The 23,566-nt window shown below is 73.5% G+C and carries 23 protein-coding genes; 6 read left to right on the forward strand and 17 right to left on the reverse strand.

What is annotated here, in order from left to right; translation table 11 throughout:
• The first annotated feature begins 5 nt into the window (after positions 1-5).
• The 3 genes from ACFQ9Z_RS23095 (at position 6) to ACFQ9Z_RS23105 (ending at position 1,683) form a co-directional block, all read left to right on the forward strand.
• The gene (locus tag ACFQ9Z_RS23095; protein ID WP_383021847.1) at positions 6-713 is read left to right on the forward strand and encodes an ester cyclase; all 708 of its coding nucleotides are present in this window, start codon (positions 6-8) and stop codon (positions 711-713) included.
• Positions 714-965: 252 nt separating this feature from the next.
• Positions 966-1,457 (forward strand): DUF3293 domain-containing protein, encoded by a 492-nt coding sequence (locus ACFQ9Z_RS23100; protein ID WP_383021850.1) that lies wholly within the window; start codon positions 966-968, stop codon positions 1,455-1,457.
• 25 nt (positions 1,458-1,482) lie between these two features.
• On the forward strand, positions 1,483-1,683 hold the full coding sequence (locus tag ACFQ9Z_RS23105; RefSeq protein ID WP_383021854.1) for a hypothetical protein: 201 nt from the start codon (positions 1,483-1,485) through the stop codon (positions 1,681-1,683).
• 304 nt (positions 1,684-1,987) lie between these two features.
• On the opposite strand, the gene groL is transcribed toward ACFQ9Z_RS23105, so the two are convergent.
• The 4 genes from groL to ACFQ9Z_RS23125 form a co-directional block, all read right to left on the reverse strand.
• Positions 1,988-3,613 (reverse strand): chaperonin GroEL, encoded by a 1,626-nt coding sequence (gene groL / locus ACFQ9Z_RS23110; RefSeq protein WP_383021857.1) that lies wholly within the window; start codon positions 3,611-3,613, stop codon positions 1,988-1,990.
• A gap of 121 nt (positions 3,614-3,734) precedes the next feature.
• Complete coding sequence (groES, locus tag ACFQ9Z_RS23115; RefSeq protein ID WP_020132158.1) at positions 3,735-4,043, reverse strand: co-chaperone GroES; 309 nt, start codon at positions 4,041-4,043, stop codon at positions 3,735-3,737.
• A gap of 231 nt (positions 4,044-4,274) precedes the next feature.
• Positions 4,275-5,123, reverse strand: coding sequence for a polysaccharide deacetylase family protein (locus ACFQ9Z_RS23120; RefSeq protein WP_383021862.1), 849 nt, complete (start codon positions 5,121-5,123; stop codon positions 4,275-4,277).
• Positions 5,120-6,064: a polysaccharide deacetylase family protein gene (locus tag ACFQ9Z_RS23125; protein WP_383021867.1), complete on the reverse strand. Its 945-nt coding sequence runs from the start codon at positions 6,062-6,064 to the stop codon at positions 5,120-5,122. The genes ACFQ9Z_RS23120 and ACFQ9Z_RS23125 overlap by 4 nt, the downstream gene beginning before the upstream one ends.
• Positions 6,065-6,154: 90 nt before the next feature.
• On the opposite strand from ACFQ9Z_RS23125, the gene ACFQ9Z_RS23130 reads away from it, so the two are divergent.
• Positions 6,155-7,321: a methyltransferase domain-containing protein gene (locus tag ACFQ9Z_RS23130; protein WP_383021870.1), complete on the forward strand. Its 1,167-nt coding sequence runs from the start codon at positions 6,155-6,157 to the stop codon at positions 7,319-7,321.
• Between the two features lie 12 nt (positions 7,322-7,333).
• On the opposite strand, the gene ACFQ9Z_RS23135 is transcribed toward ACFQ9Z_RS23130, so the two are convergent.
• From ACFQ9Z_RS23135 to ACFQ9Z_RS23155, 5 genes are all read right to left on the reverse strand, one after another.
• Positions 7,334-8,587, reverse strand: a complete 1,254-nt coding sequence (locus ACFQ9Z_RS23135) for an RNA polymerase sigma factor (RefSeq protein WP_383021873.1) — start codon at positions 8,585-8,587, stop codon at positions 7,334-7,336.
• A gap of 42 nt (positions 8,588-8,629) precedes the next feature.
• A complete protein-coding gene (locus tag ACFQ9Z_RS23140; protein ID WP_383021876.1) occupies positions 8,630-8,986 on the reverse strand; it encodes a YciI family protein in 357 nt (118 codons plus the stop codon).
• Positions 8,987-9,219: 233 nt separating this feature from the next.
• Entirely contained in the window at positions 9,220-9,627 is a 408-nt protein-coding gene (locus tag ACFQ9Z_RS23145) for a hypothetical protein (protein WP_383021881.1), read from the reverse strand.
• Between the two features lie 73 nt (positions 9,628-9,700).
• On the reverse strand, positions 9,701-11,059 hold the full coding sequence (locus ACFQ9Z_RS23150) for an endo-1,4-beta-xylanase (protein ID WP_383021884.1): 1,359 nt from the start codon (positions 11,057-11,059) through the stop codon (positions 9,701-9,703).
• Positions 11,060-11,164: 105 nt separating this feature from the next.
• A complete protein-coding gene (locus ACFQ9Z_RS23155) occupies positions 11,165-12,196 on the reverse strand; it encodes a LacI family DNA-binding transcriptional regulator (protein ID WP_383021887.1) in 1,032 nt (343 codons plus the stop codon).
• 185 nt (positions 12,197-12,381) lie between these two features.
• Here ACFQ9Z_RS23155 and ACFQ9Z_RS23160 point away from each other — a divergent pair, with 185 nt between their 5' ends.
• Complete coding sequence (locus ACFQ9Z_RS23160) at positions 12,382-14,691, forward strand: glycoside hydrolase family 3 N-terminal domain-containing protein (protein WP_383021892.1); 2,310 nt, start codon at positions 12,382-12,384, stop codon at positions 14,689-14,691.
• Positions 14,692-14,879: 188 nt separating this feature from the next.
• Here ACFQ9Z_RS23160 and ACFQ9Z_RS23165 read toward each other — a convergent pair whose 3' ends face one another.
• From ACFQ9Z_RS23165 to tsaB, 4 genes are read right to left on the reverse strand one after another with little or no spacing between them, the layout of a single operon-like run.
• A complete protein-coding gene (locus ACFQ9Z_RS23165) occupies positions 14,880-15,146 on the reverse strand; it encodes a hypothetical protein (RefSeq protein WP_383021895.1) in 267 nt (88 codons plus the stop codon).
• Complete coding sequence (tsaD, locus tag ACFQ9Z_RS23170; RefSeq protein ID WP_383021898.1) at positions 15,143-16,234, reverse strand: tRNA (adenosine(37)-N6)-threonylcarbamoyltransferase complex transferase subunit TsaD; 1,092 nt, start codon at positions 16,232-16,234, stop codon at positions 15,143-15,145. The genes ACFQ9Z_RS23165 and tsaD overlap by 4 nt, the downstream gene beginning before the upstream one ends.
• Entirely contained in the window at positions 16,227-16,748 is a 522-nt protein-coding gene (gene rimI / locus ACFQ9Z_RS23175; RefSeq protein WP_383022404.1) for a ribosomal protein S18-alanine N-acetyltransferase, read from the reverse strand. Before rimI ends, tsaD begins: the two co-directional genes overlap by 8 nt.
• A gap of 20 nt (positions 16,749-16,768) precedes the next feature.
• On the reverse strand, positions 16,769-17,425 hold the full coding sequence (tsaB, locus tag ACFQ9Z_RS23180) for a tRNA (adenosine(37)-N6)-threonylcarbamoyltransferase complex dimerization subunit type 1 TsaB (RefSeq protein ID WP_383021901.1): 657 nt from the start codon (positions 17,423-17,425) through the stop codon (positions 16,769-16,771).
• 113 nt (positions 17,426-17,538) lie between these two features.
• Here tsaB and ACFQ9Z_RS23185 point away from each other — a divergent pair, with 113 nt between their 5' ends.
• The gene (locus ACFQ9Z_RS23185) at positions 17,539-18,093 is read left to right on the forward strand and encodes a hypothetical protein (RefSeq protein WP_383021904.1); all 555 of its coding nucleotides are present in this window, start codon (positions 17,539-17,541) and stop codon (positions 18,091-18,093) included.
• A gap of 427 nt (positions 18,094-18,520) precedes the next feature.
• Here the strand turns inward: ACFQ9Z_RS23185 and tsaE are convergent, their stop codons facing one another.
• The 4 genes from tsaE to ACFQ9Z_RS23205 all read right to left on the reverse strand — a co-directional run bounded on the left by tsaE (position 18,521) and on the right by ACFQ9Z_RS23205 (position 23,542).
• Complete coding sequence (tsaE, locus tag ACFQ9Z_RS23190) at positions 18,521-19,042, reverse strand: tRNA (adenosine(37)-N6)-threonylcarbamoyltransferase complex ATPase subunit type 1 TsaE (RefSeq protein ID WP_383021911.1); 522 nt, start codon at positions 19,040-19,042, stop codon at positions 18,521-18,523.
• Positions 18,999-20,270, reverse strand: a complete 1,272-nt coding sequence (locus ACFQ9Z_RS23195; protein WP_383021915.1) for an alpha/beta fold hydrolase — start codon at positions 20,268-20,270, stop codon at positions 18,999-19,001. Before ACFQ9Z_RS23195 ends, tsaE begins: the two co-directional genes overlap by 44 nt.
• A 143-nt stretch (positions 20,271-20,413) precedes the next feature.
• The gene (gene alr, locus ACFQ9Z_RS23200; RefSeq protein ID WP_383021918.1) at positions 20,414-21,580 is read right to left on the reverse strand and encodes an alanine racemase; all 1,167 of its coding nucleotides are present in this window, start codon (positions 21,578-21,580) and stop codon (positions 20,414-20,416) included.
• Between the two features lie 519 nt (positions 21,581-22,099).
• On the reverse strand, positions 22,100-23,542 hold the full coding sequence (locus ACFQ9Z_RS23205; protein ID WP_383021922.1) for an NAD(P)H-hydrate dehydratase: 1,443 nt from the start codon (positions 23,540-23,542) through the stop codon (positions 22,100-22,102).
• Positions 23,543-23,566 lie beyond the last annotated feature (24 nt).

Genomic DNA, 23,566 nt, shown 5'->3' on the forward strand with positions numbered 1-23,566 from the left:
GTGACATGACCTTCGTACAGCTCATCGAGTGCAGGACGAGCCGGCTGGACGAGGTGAACCGGCTGATGGACGACTGGGTCACCCAGAGCAAGGGGAAGCGCACGGCGACGCACGCGGTGGTCGCGAGGGACCGCTCGGACGCGTCGCACATCGTCGAGGTGGTGGAGTTCTCGTCGTACGAGGAGGCGATGCGGAACTCGAACCTCCCGGAGACCGGCAGGATCTTCGAGGACATGGCCGCCCTGTGCGACGAGGCGCCGACGTTGACCGACCTGGACGTCGTCCGGGACGAGCAGCTGGGCCTGGAGTCCGTGCGGCGGCTCTTCGCGGCCCTGGAGAGCGAGGGCGATCTCCCGCCGCTCAACGACCTGCTGGACGAGGACGTCCACAGCCACGACCCGGTGAACCCGCAGGACACGATCGGGCTGGACAGCGTGCGCAGCGAGTACCGGATGTGGCGCGCCGCCTTCGACTTCGCCTTCACGGTCGACGACGTGCTGGCCCAGGGCGACCAGGCGTGCGCGCGCTGGACCTGGCACGCCACCCACAAGGGCGACTTCCTGGGCATCCCGGCGACCGGCCGCCAGGTCACCATGACCGGCATGACCCTCTTCCGCTTCGACCCCCAGGGCAAGATCACCGAGACCTGGTGGCAGCACGACCAGCTCGGACTGATGCAGCAGCTGGGGGCGCTGGACGAGCTGGAGCAGTAGGGGAAGCCGTCGCGCCGCTTTCGTCGCGCGTCGGCGTCAGTCGGCCAGGAGGACGTAGCAGCGGGACCAGTGGAGATTCCAGTCGCCGTCCATCCGGTAACCCGCCTCGCCGACCTGCCGCCCCCTTGCGCCGCGGTCGCGATCATGAAATGTTGCGGCTCGGACGATCCAGCCGAGCGCGGCCGGGTCGGAGTGAGGCACTGATCTCCCTGCACCGCATGTAAGGGGGTCTTCGTTCCACAGGAGGCCCTTGTGCACGCCGTCGACTCAGCCGTCACCCCTGGAAACTGGGACCACTACCGGTCCGCGGTCGTCGACGTCCGGTTTCCTGACCGGACCGTTCACGTCGAACCCCGCCCCGCCGGCACGGCCGGGGGCTTCTTCCCGGAAGCGGCGGGCGGCCGCGCCGTCCATGTGATCACCGCCTGGAACCCCTACGGCCGTACGGCGCCGGCCGACGCCAACGCGCGCGCCCAGACCCTGCTGCTCGACGAGGTCCGCCGCCGTGGTCTCGCCTGGTGGTCCGCGGTGGGCGGTGACGCGGGCGGCACGCACCGCGAGGAGAGCGTGGCCGTCGTCGGGCTGGGCGACGCCGCGGCGCGTGACCTGGGCCGCCGCTTCGGCCAGGACGCGATCTTCGCCTGGACTCCCGGCGCCTGGCGCGTCCTCGCGTGCGGCACCGACGCGGTCGCGGTGAGCGGCTGGACGAGCTCCGAGAACGGCCGCTGCGCCGGTCCGCGTTGAGGCAGGCGGGAGGAGAGCGATGGGCATGTACCCGATGCGCACGCCGGAGCACTGTCCGGGCTGCGGCCGGCGCCTGACCGGTCCACCGGCCGAGCGGGTCGGAGTCGACGGCTTCCCGGCCGAGGTGACGTACGCGACCGATCCGGTGTGCGGTGCGCGCTGGCACGTCTGGGACAGAACGTCTCCGCTGCGGCGGCTGGCCCGCCCGTACGTGGAGGGCGGCTGACGGCGCGTTTGCGCGGACACGCCCCTCACCGGCTCATCTCCGTCTCCCTGCCGGTCCGTGACAGCTTCTCCGGATTGCGGACCGCGTACAGGCCCGTGATGCGGCCGGCGTCCAGGCGGAGGGCGATGACGGATGAACGTGATCGTGCACAACCCGGGCGGCTCGTAAGGGCCGGGGATGTTCGACCGGCTGTCGGGCTGACCGGCGGGCGGTCCCGGGGGAAGGCGGGGAGAGATCCGGGAGAAGGCGGAAAAGCGGGAGGCCCGGCGCCCCGAAGGGCACCGGGCCTCATCGCTGAGATGCCTCAGTGGGCGTGGCCGTGGCCGTGGCCCGCCGCGGCCGGCTCCTCCTCTTCCTTCTTCTCGACGACCAGGGTCTCGGTCGTGAGCAGGAGGGAGGCGATGGAGGCGGCGTTCTCCAGGGCGGAGCGGGTGACCTTGACCGGGTCGATGACGCCGGCCTTGATCAGGTCGCCGTACTCGCCGGTGGCGGCGTTGTAGCCGCTGCCCTTCTCGAGCTCGGCCACCTTGGAGACGATGACGTAGCCCTCGCGGCCGGCGTTCTCGGCGATCCAGCGCAGCGGCTCGACGGCGGCGCGGCGGACGACCGCGACACCGGTGGCCTCGTCGCCGGTCTTGTCGAGGTTGCCCTCGAGGACCTTGACGGCGTGGACCAGCGCGGAGCCACCACCGGAGACGATGCCCTCCTCGACCGCGGCGCGGGTCGCGGAGATGGCGTCCTCCAGACGGTGCTTCTTCTCCTTCAGCTCCACCTCGGTGGCGGCGCCGACCTTGATCACGCACACGCCGCCGGCCAGCTTCGCGAGGCGCTCCTGGAGCTTCTCGCGGTCCCAGTCGGAGTCGGTGCTCTCGATCTCGGCCTTGATCTGCGCGACGCGGCCCGCGACGTCGGCGGAGTTGCCGCCGCCGTCGACGATCGTGGTGTCGTCCTTGGTGACGGTCACGCGGCGGGCGGAGCCCAGCACGTCCAGACCGACCTGGTCGAGCTTGAGGCCGACCTCCTCGGAGATCACGGTGCCGCCGGTGAGGGTGGCGATGTCCTGCAGCATGGCCTTGCGGCGGTCGCCGAAGCCCGGGGCCTTCACCGCGACGGCGTTGAAGGTGCCGCGGATCTTGTTGACGACCAGGGTCGACAGGGCCTCGCCCTCGACGTCCTCGGCGATGATCAGCAGCGGCCTGGAGGCACCCGACTGGATGACCTTCTCCAGCAGCGGCAGCAGGTCCTGGATGGAGCTGATCTTGCCCTGGTTGATCAGGATGTACGGGTCGTCGAGGACGGCCTCCATACGCTCCTGGTCGGTGACGAAGTACGGGGACAGGTAGCCCTTGTCGAAGGCCATGCCCTCGGTGAAGTCCAGCTCCAGACCGAAGGTGTTGGACTCCTCGACGGTGATGACGCCGTCCTTGCCGACCTTGTCCATGGCCTCGGCGATCAGCTCGCCGACCTGCTGGTCCTGGGCGGACAGCGCGGCGACGGCGGCGATGTCGGACTTCGAGTCGATCGGGCGGGCCGAGGCGAGCAGGTCGTCGGAGACGGCCTTGACCGCGGCGTCGATGCCCTTCTTGAGCAGCGCAGGGGAGGCGCCGGCGGCCACGTTCCGCAGACCCTCGCGCACCAGCGCCTGGGCCAGCACGGTGGCGGTGGTGGTGCCGTCACCAGCGATGTCGTTGGTCTTGGTCGCCACCTCCTTCACGAGCTGGGCGCCGAGGTTCTCGTACGGGTCCTCGATCTCGACCTCACGGGCGATCGTGACACCGTCGTTGGTGATGGTGGGCGCGCCGAACTTCTTGTCGATGACGACGTTGCGGCCCTTGGGGCCGATCGTCACCTTCACCGTGTCGGCCAGCTTGTTGACGCCGCGCTCGAGGGCGCGACGGGCGTCCTCGTCGAACTTCAGGATCTTCGCCATGACAGCGGGAGCCCTCTCGGAAATCTGTGGGTGAAAAAGGCACTGCGCCCCGGGCGCCCGGCTCTTATGTGGTCGCGGGGGCCAGGGGCGCAGCGTCAAGCATCAAAGTGCTCGAGGTGACTTACTTCTCGATGATCGCGAGGACGTCGCGAGCCGAGAGGACGAGGTACTCCTCGCCGTTGTACTTCACCTCGGTGCCGCCGTACTTGCTGTACAGGACGACGTCGCCGACCTTGACGTCGAGCGGCAGGCGCTCGCCGTTCTCGAAGCGGCCCGGGCCCACGGCGAGGACGGCGCCCTCCTGGGGCTTCTCCTTCGCGGTGTCCGGGATGACCAGGCCAGAGGCGGTGGTCTGCTCGGCGTCGAGCGGCTGGACCACGATGCGGTCCTCGAGCGGCTTGATGGCAACCTTGGAGCTGGTGGTCGTCACGGTCCGACCTCCCCCTTCGGAGATCTCACGGGGTTAACTGTCTGAGGTGGCGACCAGGTGGATCCGTCGTCGCGGGTGCCGGACCTGCCCGTCGCGTGTCTGGCACTCTCGTCTGCCGAGTGCCAGAGCCGAGACTATGACCGCGATTAGCACTCGGTCAAGCGGAGTGCCAATGGCGGTGCGGCGCGTCGGCCCCGCCGGGGTGGTGCGCCGCGCCGGCGACGGGCGTGGTCAGGCCAGATAGTCCTCCAGGCGCGCCACGGTCAGGCCCTCGCTCTGGGCGTGGCGCAGCAGGCGGATGGTGCGTTGCGTCAGGGTGGGACCGGCGGCCTCGTCGGGACCCACGAGGACGATGTCACCGGGGCGCAGGCGGTGCGCGCCGCCGCGGTAGACGATGCCGGCGGAGTCGAGGGCGGCCCGCCACAGGACGACGTTGGAGATGCCGCAGCCGGCGGCGGCGCGCAGGGTGTTGGCGTCGTAGGAGCCGTAGGGCGGCCGGAAGAGGCGGGGGCGGACACCGAAGCGGGATGCGAGTCTGTCCTGCTGGCCGCAGATCTCGGCGCGCTGGCCGGCGTACGGCAGTCCGGGCAGCGCCGGGTGGTCGAGGGTGTGGTTCTCGATCGCGGCGCCCACCGCGCGCAGCCGGGCGAAGTGGCCGTAGCCGGGGCCCACGACGCTGTCGGTGAGGAAGAAGCTGACCGGCAGCCGGAGTTCGCGGACCATGTCGACGAACCGCGGGTCCCGCTCGGCGCCGTCGTCGTAGGTGAGGAAGACGACCCGGTCGGTGGTGTCGACGCGGTCCACGACCGGGGGCGGTGCGGCGTCCGTCCGGCGAGTCCCCGGGGGCCGGGCCGGGTGGCTCGGCGGGGCGGCGAGCGGGGCGGTCAGGCCCCAGCGGCGGTACGCCGCGCCGTCGGCCGGGCTGGGCTGCCGCGCGCCCTGGGCCGCCCGCTTGCCCAGCCGCTCGATGGGGTCGACGGACTGGGCGCAGCCGGCGAGCAGGAGAGCCGCGGCGAGCGCGGCCGCCGCTGCGGCCCGCACCCGTACGGGCCCGGCCGCCGGCCGCCCCCGGCGCCTCACAGGTAGTCCTCCAGGCGTGCCACGGCGTACCCCTCGCGCGTGACCTTGTCGAGGAACCTGCGCATGTCGTCGACCATCGTGCCGTCCCATTCGTCGCGGCCGCGGAAGTGGGTGAGCACGATGTCGCCGGGGTGCAGGCTGCGGTCCCAGTCGCGGTACTCCCAGTGGTCGACGAAGACCTCCTCGTCCCAGATCGGCGCGTACTTGATCCCGCAGGACTTGGCGGCGCGCAGGGTGTCGCCGTTGTAGTTGCCGTAGGGCGGCCGGAAGACGGTGGGCGCCTTGCCGAACTGCTTCTTCATGACGTCCTGCATGCCGCAGATCTCGTGCCGCTGCTCCTCGTAGGACAGGCCGGGCAGGAAGGGGTGGGTGAGGGTGTGGTTGTTGAGGGTGTGGCCCTGGGACTGCATCCGGCGGAAGTAGCCGTAGTCGTTCTTCACCAGGTAGTCGCTGAGGAAGGCCGAGTAGGGGACCTTCAGGTCGCTCATCATGCGCAGGAACGCCGGGTCCTTCTCGGCGCCGTCGTCGATGGTGAGGAAGACGACCTTCTCCTTGGTGGGGACGGTGGTGAAGACCGGGGGCAGGTTCTCCTCGTCCTGGCCGTCCACCTCGAAGCCGTCGCGCGGGGTGATCCGCGGCTTGACGGCGGGCGGCGCCGGGGCCGTGAGCGGCACAGCGGCCAGCTTCCAGCGCTGGGCGGCGGCGGCCAGCCGGGCCTGTTCGGCGGCGCGGCGCGCCTCGGGGCTCAGCGCCTGGGCGCCGCCCTGGCCGGCGTTCCTGCTGGGGCCCGGATGGCCGTCGGGGGCCCGGTCAGGGGAACCGCAGCCGGCGGCGAAGGCGGCCGAGACCAGGGCGGCCGCCCCGCAGCGGAGGGCGGCCCCCGTGAGACGCGCACGCCTGCCATGTGCCCGCTTTTTGTCATTTTGTACTACTGGTCGCATGGCCTCGGATCCTCGCAGGCCCCGGTGCCGAACCCGGCCCGACACCGCCGCCGGAGGCGCACCATCCACCGACTGGCCCACAATGACCCGGTGAACGACCTCGCCCTCCTCCTCAGCCCCGAAGGCCGCGCCCTGCTCGACGAGGTGCGCGACACCGACCCCGCGCACGAGCTGGCCGTGGCCACCCGGCTGCGCCGTGAACACCCCGCCGAGCTGGTGTCGGCGGCGCTGGGACAGGCACGGCTGCGGCAGCGGGCGGCGGCGAAGTTCGGGGCCGAGGACGCGCGGCGGATGTTCTTCACCCCGAACGGGGTCGAGCAGTCGACGCGGGCGAGCGTGGCCGCGTACCGCGCGGAGCGGATGCGACGGCTGGGGGTGACCTCGGTGGCCGATCTGTGCTGCGGGATCGGCGGCGACGCGATCGCGCTGGCGCGGGCCGGCATCCGGGTGCTGGCCGTGGACCGCGATCCGCTGACGGCGGCCGCGGCCCGTGCCAACGCCGAGGCGCTGGGGCTCGCCGCGCTGATCGAGGTGCGCGAGGCGGACGTGACCGAGGTGGACACCGACGGCTACGACGCCGTCTTCGTGGACCCCGCCCGGCGCGGCGGCCGGGGCCGGATCTTCGACCCCGAGGCCTACTCACCGCCGCTTTCGTGGGCCGTCGCGGCTGCCATCGAGGCGCCCCGGGCCGCACTGAAGATCGCCCCGGGCGTCCCGCACGAGGCCGTCCCGGCCGAGGCCGAGGCCGAGTGGATCTCGGACGGCGGGGACGTGAAGGAGGCGGTGCTGTGGTTCGGGACCGGGGCGCCGGGTGCCGTGCGGGCCACACTGCTGCCGGGCCCGCGCACGCTGTCCGGCCGCGGCCTGCCCGACCCCGCGGTGCGCCCGGTGGGGCGGTACCTGTACGAACCCGACGGCGCCGTGATCCGCGCCCACCTGGTCGCCGAGGTGGCCGAGGAGATCGGCGGCGGCCTGGTCGACGGGACCATCGCCTACATCACCGCCGACGCGCTGCACCCGACCCCGTACGCCACCGCCTACGAGATCACCGACCAGCTCCCCTTCAACGTCAAGAAGCTGAAGGCCCTGCTGCGCGAGCGGGAGGTCGGCACCCTGACCGTGAAGAAGCGGGGCTCGGCGGTCGAACCCGAGGAACTGCGCAGAAAGGTCAAGCCGCAGGGCCCGAACTCCGCGACGGTGTTCCTCACCCGGGTCGCGGGGGCCCCGACGATGCTGGTCGGCCGGCCGGTGCGCTGAGCGCGCAGTCGCTCAGCCGGCCTCGGCGGCCCGGCGCAGCAGCAGGGCGCGTTCGCGTTCGTTGCGGGTGAGGGAGGCCGCGCGTTCGAACTCGGTGCGGGCCTCCGCCGCGCGGCCGAGGCGGGCGAGCAGGTGGGCGCGGACGCTGGGCAGCAAGTGGTAGTCGCGCAGGGCGGGTTCGCCGGCCAGGGCGTCGACGAGTTCCAGCGCTTCGGCCGGTCCCTCGGCCATCGACACGGCGACCGCGCGGTTCAGTTCGACGACCGGGGACGGGGCGCGGGCGGCGAGCAGGCTGTAGAGGGTGGCGATGGTGCGCCAGTCGGTCTCCGCATAGGAGTACGCGTGCGCGTGGCAGGCGGCGATGGCCGCCTGGAGGGCGTAGGGGCCGGGTGCGCCGGTGGCGGTGGCGTCGGCGCAGGCGAGGGCCCGGATGCCGCGGGCGATGAGCATCCGGTTCCAGCGGCGCCGGTTCTGGTCCTTCAGCAGCACCGGTGTGCCGTCGGGGGCGGTGCGGGCGGCGGTGCGCGAGGCCTGGAACTCCAGCAGCGCGGTCAGGCCGTGCACCTCCGGCTCCTTGGGCATCAGCCCGGACAGCAGCCGGGCCAGCCGCAGGGCGTCCTCGCACAGCCCGGGGCGCAGCAGGTCGTCGCCGGCGGTGGCGGCGTAACCCTCGTTGAAGATCAGGTAGATGACGTCCAGCACCGAGCCGAGGCGGGCCTCGCGGTCGGGCCCGTAGGGAACCTCGAAGGCGACGTTCCGCGTCGCGAGGGTGCGTTTGGCGCGGACGATGCGCTGGGCCACCGTCGGCTCCGGGACCAGGTGGGCGCGGGCGATCTCGGCCGTGCTGAGGCCGCCGAGCAGGCGCAGGGTGAGGGCGATGCGGGCCTCGGGGGACAGCGCGGGGTGGCAGGTGGTGAAGACGAGCCGCAGCAGGTCGTCGTCGATGTCGTCCGGGTCGGCGGGTTCGAGCGGCGGGGCCGTGGCCGGGAGGGTCCGGCCGATCTCGGCGAGTTTGCGGGCGTAGGTCTCGCGGCGCCGGACCAGGTCGACGGCGCGGTGCCGGGCGGTGGCCATGAGCCAGGCGCCGGGGTTGTCGGGCACGCCGTCCCGGGGCCACCGCTCCAGGGCGGCGACCAGCGCGTCCTGCGCCAGTTCCTCGGCGATGCCGACGTCCCGCACGATGCGGGCGACACCGGCGACGACCCGCGGGGACTCCAGCCGGAAGACGATCTCGATGGCGTGTGCCGCGGTGGGCTGTGCTTCCACAGCCCACCATGCAACACCCCCGGGCCCCGGGAGCCAAGCACGTCAGCCCTCGGCGATCTCCCGGACCTCACAGGTGACGGTCCAGAAGTCCTCGTGCGTCTTCAGGAACCGCTTCGTCCACTCCACGGCCTCGGCCATGTCCTTGCACTGCATGAGCGCGTAACCGCCGACGACCTCCTTGGACTCGGTGAAGGGCCCGTCGGTGACGGAGATCTTCCCGCCCTCCCAGTGCACCCGGGTGCCCTGGGCGGACGGGGTGAGCCCGGCGGTGTCGAGCATGACGCCGGCCTTGGTGATCTCCTCGATCAGCTCGCCCATCCGCCGCATCAGTTCCTCGCTGGGGCCCTCGGCGGGGGCGGAGGCCTCTTCGATGCGCACGAGCGACAGGTAGCGGGGCATGGTGACTCCTCGGTCCGGGCGACGGAGCCGTTCTCCGCCACTCACCCGTGCGTCGAACGGGAGGCGGCCGGATCGACAGCCGCGCGGAGATTTCTCGGAGATTCTTCTCCCGGGCTCCCGCGACGGGCGGCACCGGCCCGCCGCTCGGCGCGGTGACGCCCACAGCCCGCTCGCCGCCGGCTCCTTCGCCGCCACTCGGTCGGGGTCGGAGGGCGCCGTGACGACCGGCATCGTCACCGTCCGCACGCGGTCCGCCGCAGGCTCCGGCCGAACCGCGTCAGCTCGGCCGGTGCAGTCCAGGCCGGTGTCCGTCGTGAGACCGGCGGTGTCGGCGACCCGGAAGAACGCCGCGGGGTCGGTGAGTAGGACCAGGACGTTCGACGCTCCGGTGGGCAGCGGGCGGAGGCGCCGGCGGAGGCCGGGGCGGACGCGGTGGCCGCCGCCCGCGCGGGACGGTCGTCGCCGAGCGCGCTGTCGATGGCGACGCCGCGGACGTCGTGGTTCAGGTGCCAGTAGGCCCAGGCCGCGGTGGCCGGGCCGAGCACCAGGGCGCCCGCGAGGAGCAGACCGGAGGCCTTCGGTACGCCGGGCCGCCGGCCGCTCCGTCCGCCCTCGTCGCCGTTCTCGTCGTGTCCGGTCACGGCAGGAAGGTAGGACCGGATGATCGGACGACTGTTCGCGGGAGCCCTCGGAGCCGGTCCCCTCGGGAGGTTCTCAGCCGAGGCTCACCGTGGGCACCGGATTGCTGCCGCTCCAGGAGCCGTTGAACCCGAAGGTCACCGAACCGCCGTTCGGCACCGAGCCGTTGTACGAGGCGTTCGCGCACGACACCGCCGTGCCCGACTGGGTGCAGGTGGCGTTCCAGGCCTGGGTGACCTTCTGGCCCGCGCCGTACGACCAGTTGACCTTCCAGGCGGACAGCGAGGCACCGGAGCAGGAGATCCTCACCTCTCCGGTGAAGCCGGTGTTCCACTGGCTGGTGACGCTGTAGGCGGCCGAGCAGGCGCCGGCCGGCGGCGGTTCGCCGGCGCCCCCTCCGCCCAGCGCCTCGGCGATGCCCCGGTACGCCGGTTTCGGCTGGTAGTTCTCGTCGTACGGCGTCGCCGCCCCGTACCCGGGGAAGGTGCTCGGCACCCATGAGTCGGAGTCGGTGAAGCCCCACACCGTGATGTTGACGCACCGGGTCACGGCCGCGCAGGCCGCCGTGACGGACTTGAAGTCGGCCGCCTGCTGGGCCAGTTTCGCGCTGTCGGCCGGCAGTGACATCCGGACGTCCAGCTCGGTGATGGCCACGTCCACGCCGAGGTCGGCGAAGCGCTGGATGTTCTGCTGCAGCGTGGCCGGCACCTGGCCGAGGATCAGGTGCGCCTGGAGGCCGACGCCGTCGATCGGCACGCCCTGCTGCTTGAGCGACCTGACCAGGTTGTACAGGGCGGTGGACTTCGCGTTCACGCCCTCGACGTTGTAGTCGTTGATGTACAGCTTTGCGTCCGGGTCGGCCGCGTGCGCCCAGGTCAGGGCGTTGGCGATGTAGCCGGAGCCGAGGCCGTCGTACCAGATCGTCGAGCGGTAGGTGCCGTCCTCGTTGAAGGGCTCGTTGACCACGTCCCAGACCGGCACCTTGCCCTTGTAGCGGCCGACCTCGGTGCCGATGTGGTTCTGCAGCAGGGTGCCGAGCTGGGCCGGGGTCCAGCTCCCGTTCGTCAGCCAGCTCGGGTTCTGGCTGTGCCAGACCAGGGTGTGGCCGCGCACCTGCTGGTTGTGGGCCTGGGCGAAGGCCACGATCTGGTCGGCCTCGCTCCAGTCGAAGCTGCCCTGCGTGGGCTCGACCGAGCCCCACTTCATGGCGTTGCCGGGGGTCAGCGAGCCGAACTGCGTCCCGGTGATGTCCGCGTAGGCGCCGGTGAGCTTGGAGCCGGTGACGGCGGTGCCGATGACCTTGCCCTTCGCCGCGGCGAGGTCGCGCAGCGGCGGGTCGGCGGCGCGGGCGGTGCCGGCGCCGGCCGCGAACAGTGCCGCGGCGGCGACCAGGGCCGCCAGACAGGCGCGTAAGGGGGTTCTGGAGGTTCTCATGACGGTGGGGGCCTCCGAAAGTTTCGGTCGTGTAACCGATTGACTTCGGAGGAGTGTGGGGGCGCACGCCCCACCCGTCAATACGTCAACTTCCGGCCACTCGCGTCACCCGGCGGCCGGGGCCGCCGTGCTGCTGCGCACCACCAGACTGGTCGCCAGCTCCACCCGGGTCGCCGCCCGCTCGTCCTCCGCGCGGCCCAGCTCCAGCACCAGCCGGGCCGCGGCCTCGGCCATCTCGGTCAGCGGCTGCCGCACGGTCGTCAGCGGCGGCCCCACCCAGCGGGCCACCGGCAGATCGTCGAACCCCACCACGCTGAGGTCCTCCGGGATGCGCAGCCCCAGCTCCCGTGCGGCCTCGAACAGACCGAGCGCCTGCAGGTCGTTGCCCGCGAAGACGGCGGTGGGACGGTCCGGGCGGCGCAGCAGCTCCAGACCCAGCCGGTAGCCGGCGTCGTGGTGGAAGTCGCCGGTCACGACGAGCGAGGGGTCGGCCGGGAGTCCGGCCGTCTCCAGCGCGGCCCGGTAGCCGTCGACGCGGGCCCGGCTGCACATCATCCGGGAGGGTCCGCTGATGGCGCCGATCCGGGTGTGGCCGAGCTCCACCAGGTGGCGGGTGGCGGCGAGGCCGCCCTGCCAGTTGGTGGCGCCGATCGAGGGCACGTCCGGACCCGGGTCGCCCGCCGGGTCCATCACCACGAACGGGATGGACCGGCTGGTCAGCAGCGCGCGCTGGGACTCGTCGAGGCCGGAGAGCACCAGGACCACGCCGTGCGGGCGGCGGGCGGCGACCTGGTCGGCCCAGGTGCGGCCCGGGGTGAGCCGCCCGGCGGACTCGGACAGCACCACGCTCAGACCGGCGTCCCGGGCCACGTTCTCCACACCCCTGATGACCTCCATCGCCCAGGCGCTCTCCAGTTCGTGGAAGACCAGGTCGATCAGCGGGGACCGGGAGGCCTCGGCGCGCCGGCGCCGGTAGCCGTAGGCGCGCAGCAGCTCCTCGACGCGGGTGCGGGTCCCAGGGGCCACGTCGGCCCGGCCGTTGAGGACCTTCGAAACAGTCGGAGCGGAGACCCCGGCCTCCCGGGCGATTTCGGCGAGGGTCGCCGTCTGCGTTTCTACGGGCTTCGAAGGCTTCATGCCCGCGATCGTATCCCTGCGGGACCTCTTGACGAAGGTGTTCGCGCGCCATAGGTTTCCGGAACATTCGATGTAATGCCCGAAACATTCGTGAGCAGAGTCGAGAGCCCGACCGCCCGAGAGCCCGAGAGTGTGCCGACGAACGGGGTACCGCCCGGCGTCCCGACCCTTCCGACGGGAGTTCCATGACCACCGCTCCTTGGCGCGACCCCGCCCTGCCCGCCGCCGCGCGCGTCGACGACCTGCTCTCCCGCATGACCCTGGAGGAGAAGACCGCCCAGCTCTACGGAGTGTGGGTGGGCGCCGCGACCGACGGCGACGGGGTCGCCCCGCTGCAGCGCGAGATGACCGCCGACTACGACTGGGACGAGCTGATCACCCGCGGTCTCGGCCAGCTCACCCGCTCCTTCGGCACCGCCCCCGTGGACCCGGCGCTGGGCGCGCAGGCGCTGGCCCGCGCCCAGCGCCGCATCGCCGGGGCGAGCCGCTTCGGCATCCCGGCGGTCGCCCACGAGGAGTGCCTGGCGGGCTTCACGGCCTGGGGCGCGACCGCCTACCCGGTGCCGCTGGCCTGGGGCGCGGCCTTCGACCCGGAACTCGTCGCCGAAGTGGGCCGGCACATCGGCCGCGACCTGCGCTCGGTCGGCGTCCACCAGGGCCTCGCCCCGGTGCTGGACGTGGTCCGCGACCCGCGCTGGGGGCGGGTCGAGGAGACGATCGGCGAGGACCCCTACCTGGTCGGCACGGTCGGCACGGCCTATGTGCGCGGCCTGGAGTCGGCCGGGGTCGTCGCCACGCTCAAGCACTTCGCCGGGTACGCCTCCTCGGTGGGCGCCCGCAACCTCGCGCCCGTGCGGGCGGGCGTGAGGGAGTTCGCGGACGTCACCCTGCCGCCGTTCGAGATGGCGCTGCGCGAGGGCGGCGCCCGCTCGGTGATGGCCTCCTACACCGAGACCGACGGCGTACCGGTCTCCGCCGATCCCCGGCTGCTCGACGAACTCCTGCGCGGCGAGTGGGGGTTCACCGGCACGGTGGTCGCCGACTACTTCGGCGTCGGCTTCCTGCAGAGCCAGCACCGGGTCGCCGAGGACGAGGCAGGCGCGGCCCACCTGGCCCTGGCGGCGGGCGTCGACGTCGAACTGCCCACCCTGAAGTGCTACGGCACCCCGCTCGTCACCGCGGTGCGGGCGGGCCGCGTCCCGGAGTCGCTGGTGGACCGGGCGGCGCGCCGGGTCCTGCTGCAGAAGTGCGAGCTGGGACTGCTGGACGAGGACTGGCGTCCGGAGCCGGACGGTCCCGTCGACCTCGACTCGGCCCGCAACCGGGCCCTGGCCCGCCGGCTGGCGGAGGAGTCGGTGGTGCTGCTCGACAACCCCGGCGGGCTGCTCCCGCTGGCCCCCGACAGCCGGATCGCGGTGGTGGGCCCGCGCGCGGCGGACGCGCTGGCGATGCTCGGCTGCTACTCCTTCCCCTCCCATGTGCTCCCCCACCACCCCGGGGTGCCGGCCGGCATCGAGATCCCGACGGTCCTGGACGCCCTGCGCGACGAACTCCCGGACGCCAAGGTGACGTTCGCCGAGGGCTGCGGCGTCCTGGACCCGGACACCGCGGGCTTCGCCGAGGCGGTGGCCAGGGCGGCGGAGGCGGACGTGTGCGTGGCGGTCCTCGGCGACCGGGCGGGCCTGTTCGGCCGGGGCACCTCCGGCGAGGGCTGCGACGTGGCGGACCTGCGGCTGCCCGGCGTCCAGGGCGAACTGCTGGACGCGCTGGTCGCCACCGGGGTACCGGTCGTCCTGGTCCTGCTCACCGGCCGCCCGTACGCGCTGGGCCGCTGGCACGGCCGGCTGGGCGCGGCCGTCCAGGCCTTCTTCCCCGGCGAGGAGGGCGGCCCGGCCCTCGCGGGCGTCCTGTCGGGCCGGGTGAACCCCTCGGGACGCCTGCCGGTGAGCGTCCCGCGCGCGCCCGGCGGCCAGCCCTGGACCTATCTCCAGCCTCCGCTGGGCCTGGCCGGCGAGGTGAGCAGCCTGGACCCGACCCCGCTGTACCCCTTCGGCCACGGCCGCTCGTACACGACGTTCGCCTGGGAGGACTTCACCGGCAACGATGTCACGGAGATCGGCACGGACGGCTGCTACGACCTCTCGGTGACCGTCCGCAACACCGGCGACCGGGCGGGCGCCGAGGTGGTCCAGCTCTATCTGCACGACCCGGTCGCGTCGGTGACCCGCCCGGACGTCCGGCTGACCGGCTACCGGCGGCTGGAGCTGTCCCCCGGCGAGGCCCGCCGGCTGACCTTCCGCTTCCACGCCGACCTGTCGTCCTTCACCGGCCGCACGGGCGCGCGCGTGGTGGAGCCGGGCGCACTGGAGCTGCGGCTCGGACCGTCCAGCGCGGAGGTGCGGCACACCGCGCGGCTGCGGCTGACCGGGCCGGTGCGGGTGGTCGGGCCCGAGCGGGTGCTGCGCTGCGAGGTGGAGGTGGCCGAGGCGGGGTGAACGCGGACACCCCGTCACCGGAGACCGGTGACGGGGTGTCGGATGGAGCGCCGGGCAGGCCTTGCACCTGCATCTCCCCACAGGAAGTGGGGCGTCTTTCCTTGGACCACCAACGCATCGCGTCCGGGCCGGTGTTCCGGCCGTTCGCGTGTGATGATCATAGCGCGAGAACGGCCCCGCGCGCCACCTCAGCGTTCCGCTTCCCCGTCCACCTGCTCGAACCGCCACCGGTGCACCGCCCGCGTCACCAGGCCGCCCTCCGGTTCGGGCAGTTCCGGAAGCTCGGCGCCGTAGGGCGCGTCCCACCAGGTGATGACCAGCACCCGGTCCTGCGGGGCCCGGAAGGTCTCCCGGCGCAGCGGCTCGCGGACAAGGTCCTGAGCGCGTGCCCAGTCGAGCAGTTCCGCGCCCCGGCCGGCGGCGGCCCGGGCCTCCCACATCAGCGCGACCGTCACGAGTACAGGTTCTCCTCGCCGGTCTCGTGCACGTGGTCGTGGTTCCGCCCGGGCACGTGCGGGTCGGTCACCGGCAGCGAGGAGTCCGCGGACAGGTCCCAGTCGGAGGCGGCGCGGTTGCGGGAGACCATCTCGGCGCCGAGGGCCGCGACCATCGCGCCGTTGTCCGTGCACAGCTTGGGACGCGGGACGCGCAGCCGGATCCCGGCCGCCTCGCAGCGCTCCTGGGCGAGGACGCGCAGCCGCGAGTTGGCGGCGACGCCGCCGCCGATCATCAGGTGGTCGACGCCCTGGTCCTTGCAGGCGCGGACGGCCTTGCGGGTCAGCACGTCGACCACGGCCTCCTGGAAGGACGCGGCCACATCACGGACCGGCACCTCCTCGCCGGCCGCGCGCCTGGCCTCGATCCAGCGGGCCACGGCGGTCTTCAGGCCGGAGAAGGAGAAGTCGTACGCCGGGTCGCGCGGGCCGGTCAGACCACGCGGGAAGGCGATCGCCGCCGGGTCGCCCTCGCGGGCGTAGCGGTCGATGACCGGGCCGCCGGGGAAGCCCAGGTTCAGCACCCGGGCGATCTTGTCGAAGGCCTCGCCGGCCGCGTCGTCGATGGTGGCGCCCATCGGGCGGACGTCGGAGGTGATGTCCTCCGACAGCAGCAGTGAGGAGTGGCCGCCGGAGACCAGCAGGGCCATGGTCGGCTCGGGCAGCGGGCCGTGTTCGAGCTGGTCCACGCAGATGTGGGAGGCCAGGTGGTTCACGCCGTACAGGGGCTTGCCGAGGGCGTAGGCGTAGGCCTTGGCCGCCGAGACGCCGACGAGCAGGGCGCCGGCGAGTCCCGGGCCGGCGGTGACCGCGACGCCGTCCAGGTCCCTGGCGGCGACGCCCGCCTCCTTCAGCGCGCGGTCGATGGTCGGAACCATCGCCTCCAGGTGGGCCCGGGAGGCCACCTCGGGTACGACGCCGCCGAAGCGGGCGTGCTCGTCGACGCTGGACGCGACGGCGTCCGCCAGCAGGGTGGTGCCGCGGACGATGCCGACGCCGGTCTCGTCGCAGGAGGTCTCGATGCCGAGGACGAGAGGTTCGTCAGCCATTGATCTCGGTTCCTTGTACTGGGGGGGAGTCCGCGGCGGAGCCGCTGTCGGGTGCTGTGGTCAGGCGCATCACCAGGGCGTCGACGTTCCCCGGCTGGTAGTAGCCGCGTCTGAAGCCGATGGGCACGAAGCCGAAGCGCTCGTAGAGCTTCTGGGCGGGCACGTTGTCGACCCGGCACTCCAGCATGACCTCGCCGCACTCGAAGGCGGTGGCCGCCTTCAGCAGCTCGGTCAGCAGCCGGCCGCCGAGGCCGGTGCCCTGGTGGGAGCGCGCGACGGCGATGGTCTGGACGTCGCCGACCGCGGCGGCGCCGCTGTCGGACGTGGCACCGGTGGCGGCGAGACCCGCGTATCCGACGATCCGGTCGTCCTCCTCGGCCACGAGGTACCGCCGGTTGGCCTCGGCGCCCCGGGCGTGGGACAGCTCGGACCAGAACATGCCCCTCGACCAGGCGTCGTCGGGGAACAGGTCCCGTTCCAGGCCCAGGACCGGGTCGATGTCCCACCAGCGCATCTCACGCAGTCGAGGCTCTGTCACTTGGGGGTGACCACCTTGTAGTTCTTGGGGACCTGCGCGTCGGGTCGGCGCAGGTACAGCGGGCGCGGCGCCGGCAGTTCCTCGCCCGCGGCCAGCTTCCCGGCGGCCAGCGCGGCGAGGGCGGCGGCGGACACGTGCTCCGGCTCGTGGGCGCTCGGGAACGTGTCCGGGTAGAGCAGCGCGCCGGGGCCCACCGCGGGGAGCCCGGCGACCCGGTCGGTGATGTCGGCGGGGCGGTCCACGGCCGGGCCGGTCAGGCGGGTGCGGGAGTCGGCGTACGTCGCCCAGTAGACCTCCTTGCGCCGGGCGTCGGTCGCCACGACGAAGGGGCCCTTCTCGATGTCGGCGGCGTAGGCGAGGCCGTCCAGGGTGCACACGCCGTACACCGGGACGCCGAGCGCGAGGCCGAAGGTGTCGGCGGTCATCAGGCCGACGCGCAGGCCGGTGTAGGGACCGGGCCCGGTCCCGACGACGATCCCGGTGACGGCCTCCAGCTTGAGCCCGGCCTCGGTGAGCACCCGGTCGACGGCCGGCAGCAGCAGCTCTCCGTGCCGGCGGGCGTCCACCTGGCTCGACGAGGCGATGACGTCCGTCCCGTCGTGCAGCGCGACGGTGACGGCGGGGGTGGCGGTATCCAGAGCGAGCAAGAGCACGCGAACAGCCTACGGCTCCCGCGCCGCTCGCATCGCCGTCCCGGTGCGACGGTCACCGACTGCTACGGTTCGTACGAAGTGCGACATATGGCACGAAACAGAGGTGGGTGCGCGTGGCAGGGACCAGCTCGGGCATCGTGGCCGGCCTCACCGCGGTGGCCATCGGTGTCGTCGGATACCTCGCCTACCAGGCGCAGGCGACCGTTCCGCCGAGCCTGAGCGGCAGGCCGGGGCCCAACGCGGCCTCCGCCTCGGCGACCGGGAAGACACCGCGCGACCCGCTCCGTCCGGGCGCCCTGCCGAGCGGTTCCGGAACGGGTGAACGGGTCGTGTACTCGGTGGACGACGACCGGGTCTGGCTGGTCGACGACCACAATCAGGTGCAGCGCAGCTTCCCGGTGAACCCCGGCACGGTGGACCCGCCGGTGGGCCGGTACTGGGTCACCTCCCGCTCCAACGTGGTCACCGGGACGGACGGGCTGCCCATCGAGCACGTCGTGCGGTTCACCAGCGTGGACGGGGTGGTGATCGGCTTCAGCGCGGCGCTGCGCGGCGAGGCCGACGCCGGGGACGGGGTGAAGACGGGGGGCATCCGGGAGCGGCGCGAGGACGGCGACGCGATGTGGAAGTTCGCCACGATCGGTGTACCGGTGGTCGTGATCCGCTGACGCCCGCGGGGTGCCGCGGCGGATGCCGGCACCTGCGCGCGGGGCGCGCGGCGTCGGCGCCCACCCGTGCCGCCCCTGTGCGGCACGCATGCCCGCGGTGGCGGGGCACGGCCGGCCGTCAGGCGCGCGGCCGTGCTAAGCGGCGTGGCGCCGGCCTGGGGCGTCGGGATGCCGCGGCCTGGCGGGCGCCGGGTCTCGCGGGGGGCGGGAGACGGCGCGTGCGGCCTCGCAGGACGCCAGCAGTTCACGCATGGTCACGCCGGCGAACACGGGTGGCTCCGTGGGCCGTGGAGCGGACATGGACGCCTCCTGAGGTGCGGGGGCGGACGCGCTTAGGTATGCCTGACCGCGGGCGGGACACCATATGACCACGCCGGGACATCCTGCGCAATATGTTACCGACGCCTTGTCGGAAAGCGGTCCGGAATCAGGCCGCGAGCGTGCCCAGGTCCGCGCTCGCCCACCGCTCCCCGAGCCCGGTCACGGTCACGTGCCGCACCTCGTCGGTCGTGTCGCCGACGGCCCGGTGGATGACGACCTGGAGCCGGTCCTCGGTCAGCTCCTCGACCTTGCCCTCGCCCCACTCCACGACGACCACCGAGTCGGGCAGGGAGACGTCGAGGTCGAGGTCCTCCATCTCGTCGAGGCCGCCGGAGAGCCGGTAGGCGTCCACGTGGACGAGCGGCGGCCCGCCGCCGAGGGAGGGGTGGACCCGGGCGATCACGAACGTCGGCGAGGTGACCGCGCCGCGCACGTCGAGCCCCTCGCCGAGGCCGCGGGTGAGCGTCGTCTTCCCCGCGCCCAGCTCGCCGCTGAGCATCACCAGGTCGCCCGCGCGCAGCAGCTTGGCCAGGCGGCGGCCCAGCTCCCGCATCTGCTCGGGAGAGGTGATGGTCAGCCGGGTCTCAGCGGGGTCCTGCGGTGCTGCTGGTGCTGCTGGCTGTTCCATAGCCACTTACGGTAGCCCCTGCCGGCACGGCTCCCGCCCGCGTGAGCAGGTCGGCGAGGCGGTCGGTGACCACTTCGGGGTGCTCCAGCATCACCAGGTGCCCGGCGTCCGGCACGAGCACCAGTTCGGCGTCCGGGAGGAGGTCGGCGATGGCCTCGCTGTGCTCGCTGGGCGTGACCAGGTCCTGCACCCCGGCGAGCACCAGCACCGGGAGGTCGCGGAAGCAGAGCAGCGCCTCGGTCTTGTCGTGCTCGGTGAAGGCCGGGTAGAACTCGGCGACCACGTCGATCGGCGTGGACTCGATCATCCGTTCGGCGAAGCGCTCGACGGCGGGATCGACGTCCCGGGACGCGAACGAGTACCGCTTGATGACCCCGGCGAAGAGGTCGGCGGTGGCCCGGCGCCCCTTCTCCACCAGTTCGGCCTGCTGCCCGAGCGCCCTCAGCACTCCGGGGAGTATCCGGCGCACCGCGTTGACGCCGGCCACCGGCAGCCCGAAGTTGACCTCGCCGAGCCGCCCGGAGGAGGTCCCGATGAGCGCCGTCGCGACGACCCGGTCGCGGATCAGCTCCGGGAAGTGCGCGGCCAGCGCCATGACGGTCATCCCGCCCATGGAGTGCCCGACCAGCACGATCGGCCCGTCCGGCACCGCCGCGTCGAGGACGGCCTTGAGATCGCGGCCGAGCTGGTCGATGGTGAGCGGCACGCCGTCCTGGGTCTGGCCCACTCCGCGTCCGGACCGGCCGTGGCTGCGCTGGTCCCAGTGCACGGTGCGCACGACCCCGCGCAGAGCGGCGCGCTGGAAGTGCCAGGAGTCCTGGTTGAGGCAGTAGCCGTGGCAGAAGACGACGGTGACGGGAGCGGGCGCCTTGCGTCCGAAGAGCCTGCGGCGGCGCGGGGAGACGTTCGGACCGAAGTCGGGCTCGACGTCGTCGACCTCGTAGTACAGCTCGGTGCCGTCGTCGGCGTACGCCTTGCCCGGGGTGCCGCGCAGCGTCCCGTAGGGGCCGGCCGAGTCGAGCACGAGCCGGGCCCGGCGGCGCATCCCGCGGCCCACGGTCATCCGCTCGACGGCCACCCCGGCGGCCGCACCCGCGGCCAGCACGCCTATCGCGGCGCCGGCGATGCCGGTCGTCCTGCGCCAGTTGCCGACCGCCCCCGCTGCGGAGGCGGCGACGGCCGCCGAGGCGACGGCGTCCACCACGGCCTCCGCACTGCTCTCGCTCACTACCGCTCCTCTTCGCCGTACTGCAGTTCGCTGGGTGGGTGAAACGGGTGGTGCCGGACTGGTGCAGGTAGTGCTGGTGTTGTCCGTGTTACCAGTGGGGGCAGCTGTAACCGGGCATGGATGTGGCCGCCCCCTTGAAGGGGTTACCCCTCCTGGTGCCCGTTCACATGGACGCGGGGAACACGCGTTCCGATGCGGGTGACGATCTCGTACGCGATCGTGCCGCAGGCCTGCGCCCAGTCCTCGGCGGTGGGCTCGCCGCGGTCGCCTGGACCGAACAGCACCGCCTCCGCACCGGTCTCCGGCTCGTCCCCGCCGAGGTCCACCACGAACTGGTCCATGGCCACCCGCCCCGCGACGGTCCGCCACTTGCCGTCCACCAGCACCGGGCCGGTGCCGGAGGCGTGCCGGGGAATGCCGTCCGCGTAGCCGACGGGGACGAGGCCCAGGGTGGTCGCGCCCGGGGTGACGTAGTGGTGGCCGTAACTGACGCCGTGTCCGGCCGGGACGTGCTTGACGAGCGCCAGTGACGCGCTCAGCGTCATCACCGGCCGCAGGCCGAAGTCCGCCGGGGCGCCGATCTCCGGGCTGGGCGAGATGCCGTACATGGCGATGCCCGGCCGGACCAGGTCGAAGTGGGTCTCCGGAAGGGTCAGCGTGGCCGGGGAGTTGGCGATGTGCCGCACCTCGGGGCGCACGCCCTGCTCCTCGGCGTACGCCACCATCTCCCGGAACCGGGTGAGCTGGGCGGCGATGGAGGGGTGGCCGGGCTCGTCGGCACAGGCGAAGTGGGACCACAGACCGGTGACCCGGAGCAGGCCCTCGCGTTCGGCGCGCAGGGCCTCGCCGACCAGTTCGGGCCAGTCGGCGGGCTGGCAGCCGTTGCGCCCGAGCCCGGTGTCGGCCTTCAGCTGCACGCGCGCGGGCCGGCCCGCCTGCCGGGCGGCCTCCGTGACCTCGCGCAGCGCCCACATCCCGCTGAGGGACACGTCGACGTCCGCCTCCACGGCCTGCCGCCAGGGACCCCCGGGCACCCAGAGCCAGCACAGCACGCGCGTGTCCAGACCGGCGGCGCGCAGCGCGAGCGCCTCCTCCGGCGTGGCCGTGCCGAGCCAGGCCGCCCCCGCCTCGACGGCCGCCCGGGCACAGGGCACCGCCCCGTGGCCGTAGGCGTCGGACTTGACGACGGCCATCAGGGCCGCGCCCTCGGCCCGGGCCCGCAGGACCCGCACATTGGCTCGCAGGGCGGCCAGATCGATCTCGGCCCGGGCCCGCAGAGGCGCGGTCGGCTCAGCAACAGTCTCACTCATGGCGCCCCCAGTCTCTCAGAGGACCACGGCGGCTCCCGGGCGCACCGGCCGGAGCACGGCCGACGGGCGCCGACGCGGACGTCACGGCGACCCACACGACGACCGCGCGTGCCGCCAGGCCCCGCCCCAGGGCGCACGCCGGGCAGACCGCACGCCGACACGAGGCACCCCCCTCAGTGCCACCACACCACCGGCGCAACCCCGCACACCCCCCGGCGACCCAACACGTGCACCCTCCCCGGACCGTCACCAGTTCCGGCGCCAGGTGCGGGCGCGGTCGTGGGGCCCCGGCCACCACACCACCGGTGCAAGCCCGCACGGACCACGCGGCAGGGCTCACCACGACCGGACGGCCCGCCGGGACACCGCCAGAAGGTGCGCACCGGACCGGGGCAGCACGGCGACGCGACGCACCGGCTCGGCGTCACCGCCCCGGCGACCCCCGAGTCACCGATGTCAGCGGTGTGCCGTGCCACCGGTGGCGGGCGCCCGCCGGGTCCCCTCCCCCTCGTCGGATGTTCAGCGCAGGGCGTCCCGGACGTCCCGCCACGCCTCGGGCAGCCGGGCGGCGATGTCGTGCGCCCCGGCCGGGGCCCCACAAGCGGCGAACCGCCCGGCCAGCCCGTGCAGGTACGCCGCCACGCTCCCCGCGTCCAGCGTGGAAAGGCCCGCCGCCAGCAGCGAGCCGGCGAGCCCGGACAGCACGTCCCCGCTCCCGGCGGTGGCCAGCCATCCCGTGCCCGTGGCGTTCACCCGCGCCGCGCCGCCCGCGCTGTCCGCGACCAGCGTCGTCGACCCCTTCAGCAGCACCGTCGCCCGGTACACCGCCGCCAGTTCCCGCACCGCGGCCAGCCGGGCCCCCTCGACCTCCTCCCGGCGCACCCCGAGCAGCGCCGCCGCCTCCCCCGCGTGCGGGGTCATCAGCGTCGGCGCCGTGCGACCGCGCACCGCGTCCCGCTCCGCCAGCCGCAGCCCGTCGGCGTCGAGCAGCACCGGCACATCGGTGTCCAGCACCTCCGCCACGGTCGCCGCGTCGTCCCCGGCGCCGGGCCCGACGACCCATGCCTGCACCCGCCCGGCCTTCGCCGGGCCCTGGTCGGACACGAGCGTCTCCGGGAACCGGGCGATCACCGCGTCCGCGGCGGGCCCGACGTACCGCACGGCGCCGGCCCCGCCCCGCAGCGCACCGGAGACGGCCAGCACGGCGGCGCCCGGGTACCGCGCCGACCCCGCGGCGATCCCGACCACGCCCCGCCGGTACTTGTCGCTCTCCGCCGCCGGCCGTGGCAACAGCCTTGCCACGTCCGCGTGTTGCAACGCCTCCAGCTCGGCAGCCGGCGGCAGGACCAGACCGATGTCGACCAGCCGCACGCTCCCGGCGTACTCCCGCGCGGGGTCGATCAGCAGCCCGGGCTTGTGCGCGCCGAAGGTGACGGTGAGGTCGGCCCGGACCGCCGGGCCCCGCACCTCTCCCGTGTCGGCCTCGACCCCGCTCGGCAGGTCCACCGCCACGACGGCGGCCCCCGAGCGCTCGACGGCGTGGACCAGTGCCTCGGCCTCCGGGCGCAGCCCGCCCTTCCCGCCGATGCCGACGATGCCGTCCACCACGAGGTGGGCCCGTGCGATCCACTCCTCGGCGCGGCCGGGCACCGTGACGGACCCGCCCGCGCGGCGCAGGGCCGCGAGACCGCCCGGGTGGGTGCGCTCGGGCGGCGCCAGCAGTACGGCCGTGACGCCCGCGCCCCGCCGCGCCAGCCGGGCGCCCGCGTACAACGCGTCCCCGCCGTTGTCCCCGCTGCCCACGAGCAGCACCACCCGCCGGCCGTAGACCCGCCCGAGCAGGTCGGCGCAGGCAGCGGCCAGCCCGGCGGCGGCCCGCTGCATCAGCGCGCCCTCCGGAAGCCGTGCCATCAGCTCCCGCTCGGCCGCCCTCACCGTCTCCACGCTGTACGCAGTACGCATGGCTTCGAGTCTGCCCCGGAAAGG

The organism is Streptomyces sp. NPDC056580 (assembly GCF_042793175.1).
Classification (GTDB): domain Bacteria; phylum Actinomycetota; class Actinomycetes; order Streptomycetales; family Streptomycetaceae; genus Streptomyces.

What these genes read in the sequence shown, in the direction of transcription:
- ACFQ9Z_RS23095 (WP_383021847.1), top strand. Translation starts at nt 6, where the DNA reads ATGACCTTCGTACAGCTCATCGAGTGCAGGACGAGCCGGCTGGACGAG.
- ACFQ9Z_RS23105 (WP_383021854.1), top strand. Translation starts at nt 1,483, where the DNA reads ATGTACCCGATGCGCACGCCGGAGCACTGTCCGGGCTGCGGCCGGCGC.
- groL (WP_383021857.1), bottom strand. Translation starts at nt 3,613, where the DNA reads ATGGCGAAGATCCTGAAGTTCGACGAGGACGCCCGTCGCGCCCTCGAG.
- ACFQ9Z_RS23125 (WP_383021867.1), bottom strand. Translation starts at nt 6,064, where the DNA reads ATGCGACCAGTAGTACAAAATGACAAAAAGCGGGCACATGGCAGGCGT.
- ACFQ9Z_RS23140 (WP_383021876.1), bottom strand. Translation starts at nt 8,986, where the DNA reads ATGCCCCGCTACCTGTCGCTCGTGCGCATCGAAGAGGCCTCCGCCCCC.
- ACFQ9Z_RS23150 (WP_383021884.1), bottom strand. Translation starts at nt 11,059, where the DNA reads ATGAGAACCTCCAGAACCCCCTTACGCGCCTGTCTGGCGGCCCTGGTC.
- ACFQ9Z_RS23155 (WP_383021887.1), bottom strand. Translation starts at nt 12,196, where the DNA reads ATGAAGCCTTCGAAGCCCGTAGAAACGCAGACGGCGACCCTCGCCGAA.
- ACFQ9Z_RS23160 (WP_383021892.1), top strand. Translation starts at nt 12,382, where the DNA reads ATGACCACCGCTCCTTGGCGCGACCCCGCCCTGCCCGCCGCCGCGCGC.
- tsaD (WP_383021898.1), bottom strand. Translation starts at nt 16,234, where the DNA reads ATGGCTGACGAACCTCTCGTCCTCGGCATCGAGACCTCCTGCGACGAG.
- rimI (WP_383022404.1), bottom strand. Translation starts at nt 16,748, where the DNA reads ATGCGCTGGTGGGACATCGACCCGGTCCTGGGCCTGGAACGGGACCTG.
- tsaE (WP_383021911.1), bottom strand. Translation starts at nt 19,042, where the DNA reads ATGGAACAGCCAGCAGCACCAGCAGCACCGCAGGACCCCGCTGAGACC.
- alr (WP_383021918.1), bottom strand. Translation starts at nt 21,580, where the DNA reads ATGAGTGAGACTGTTGCTGAGCCGACCGCGCCTCTGCGGGCCCGGGCC.
- ACFQ9Z_RS23205 (WP_383021922.1), bottom strand. Translation starts at nt 23,542, where the DNA reads ATGCGTACTGCGTACAGCGTGGAGACGGTGAGGGCGGCCGAGCGGGAG.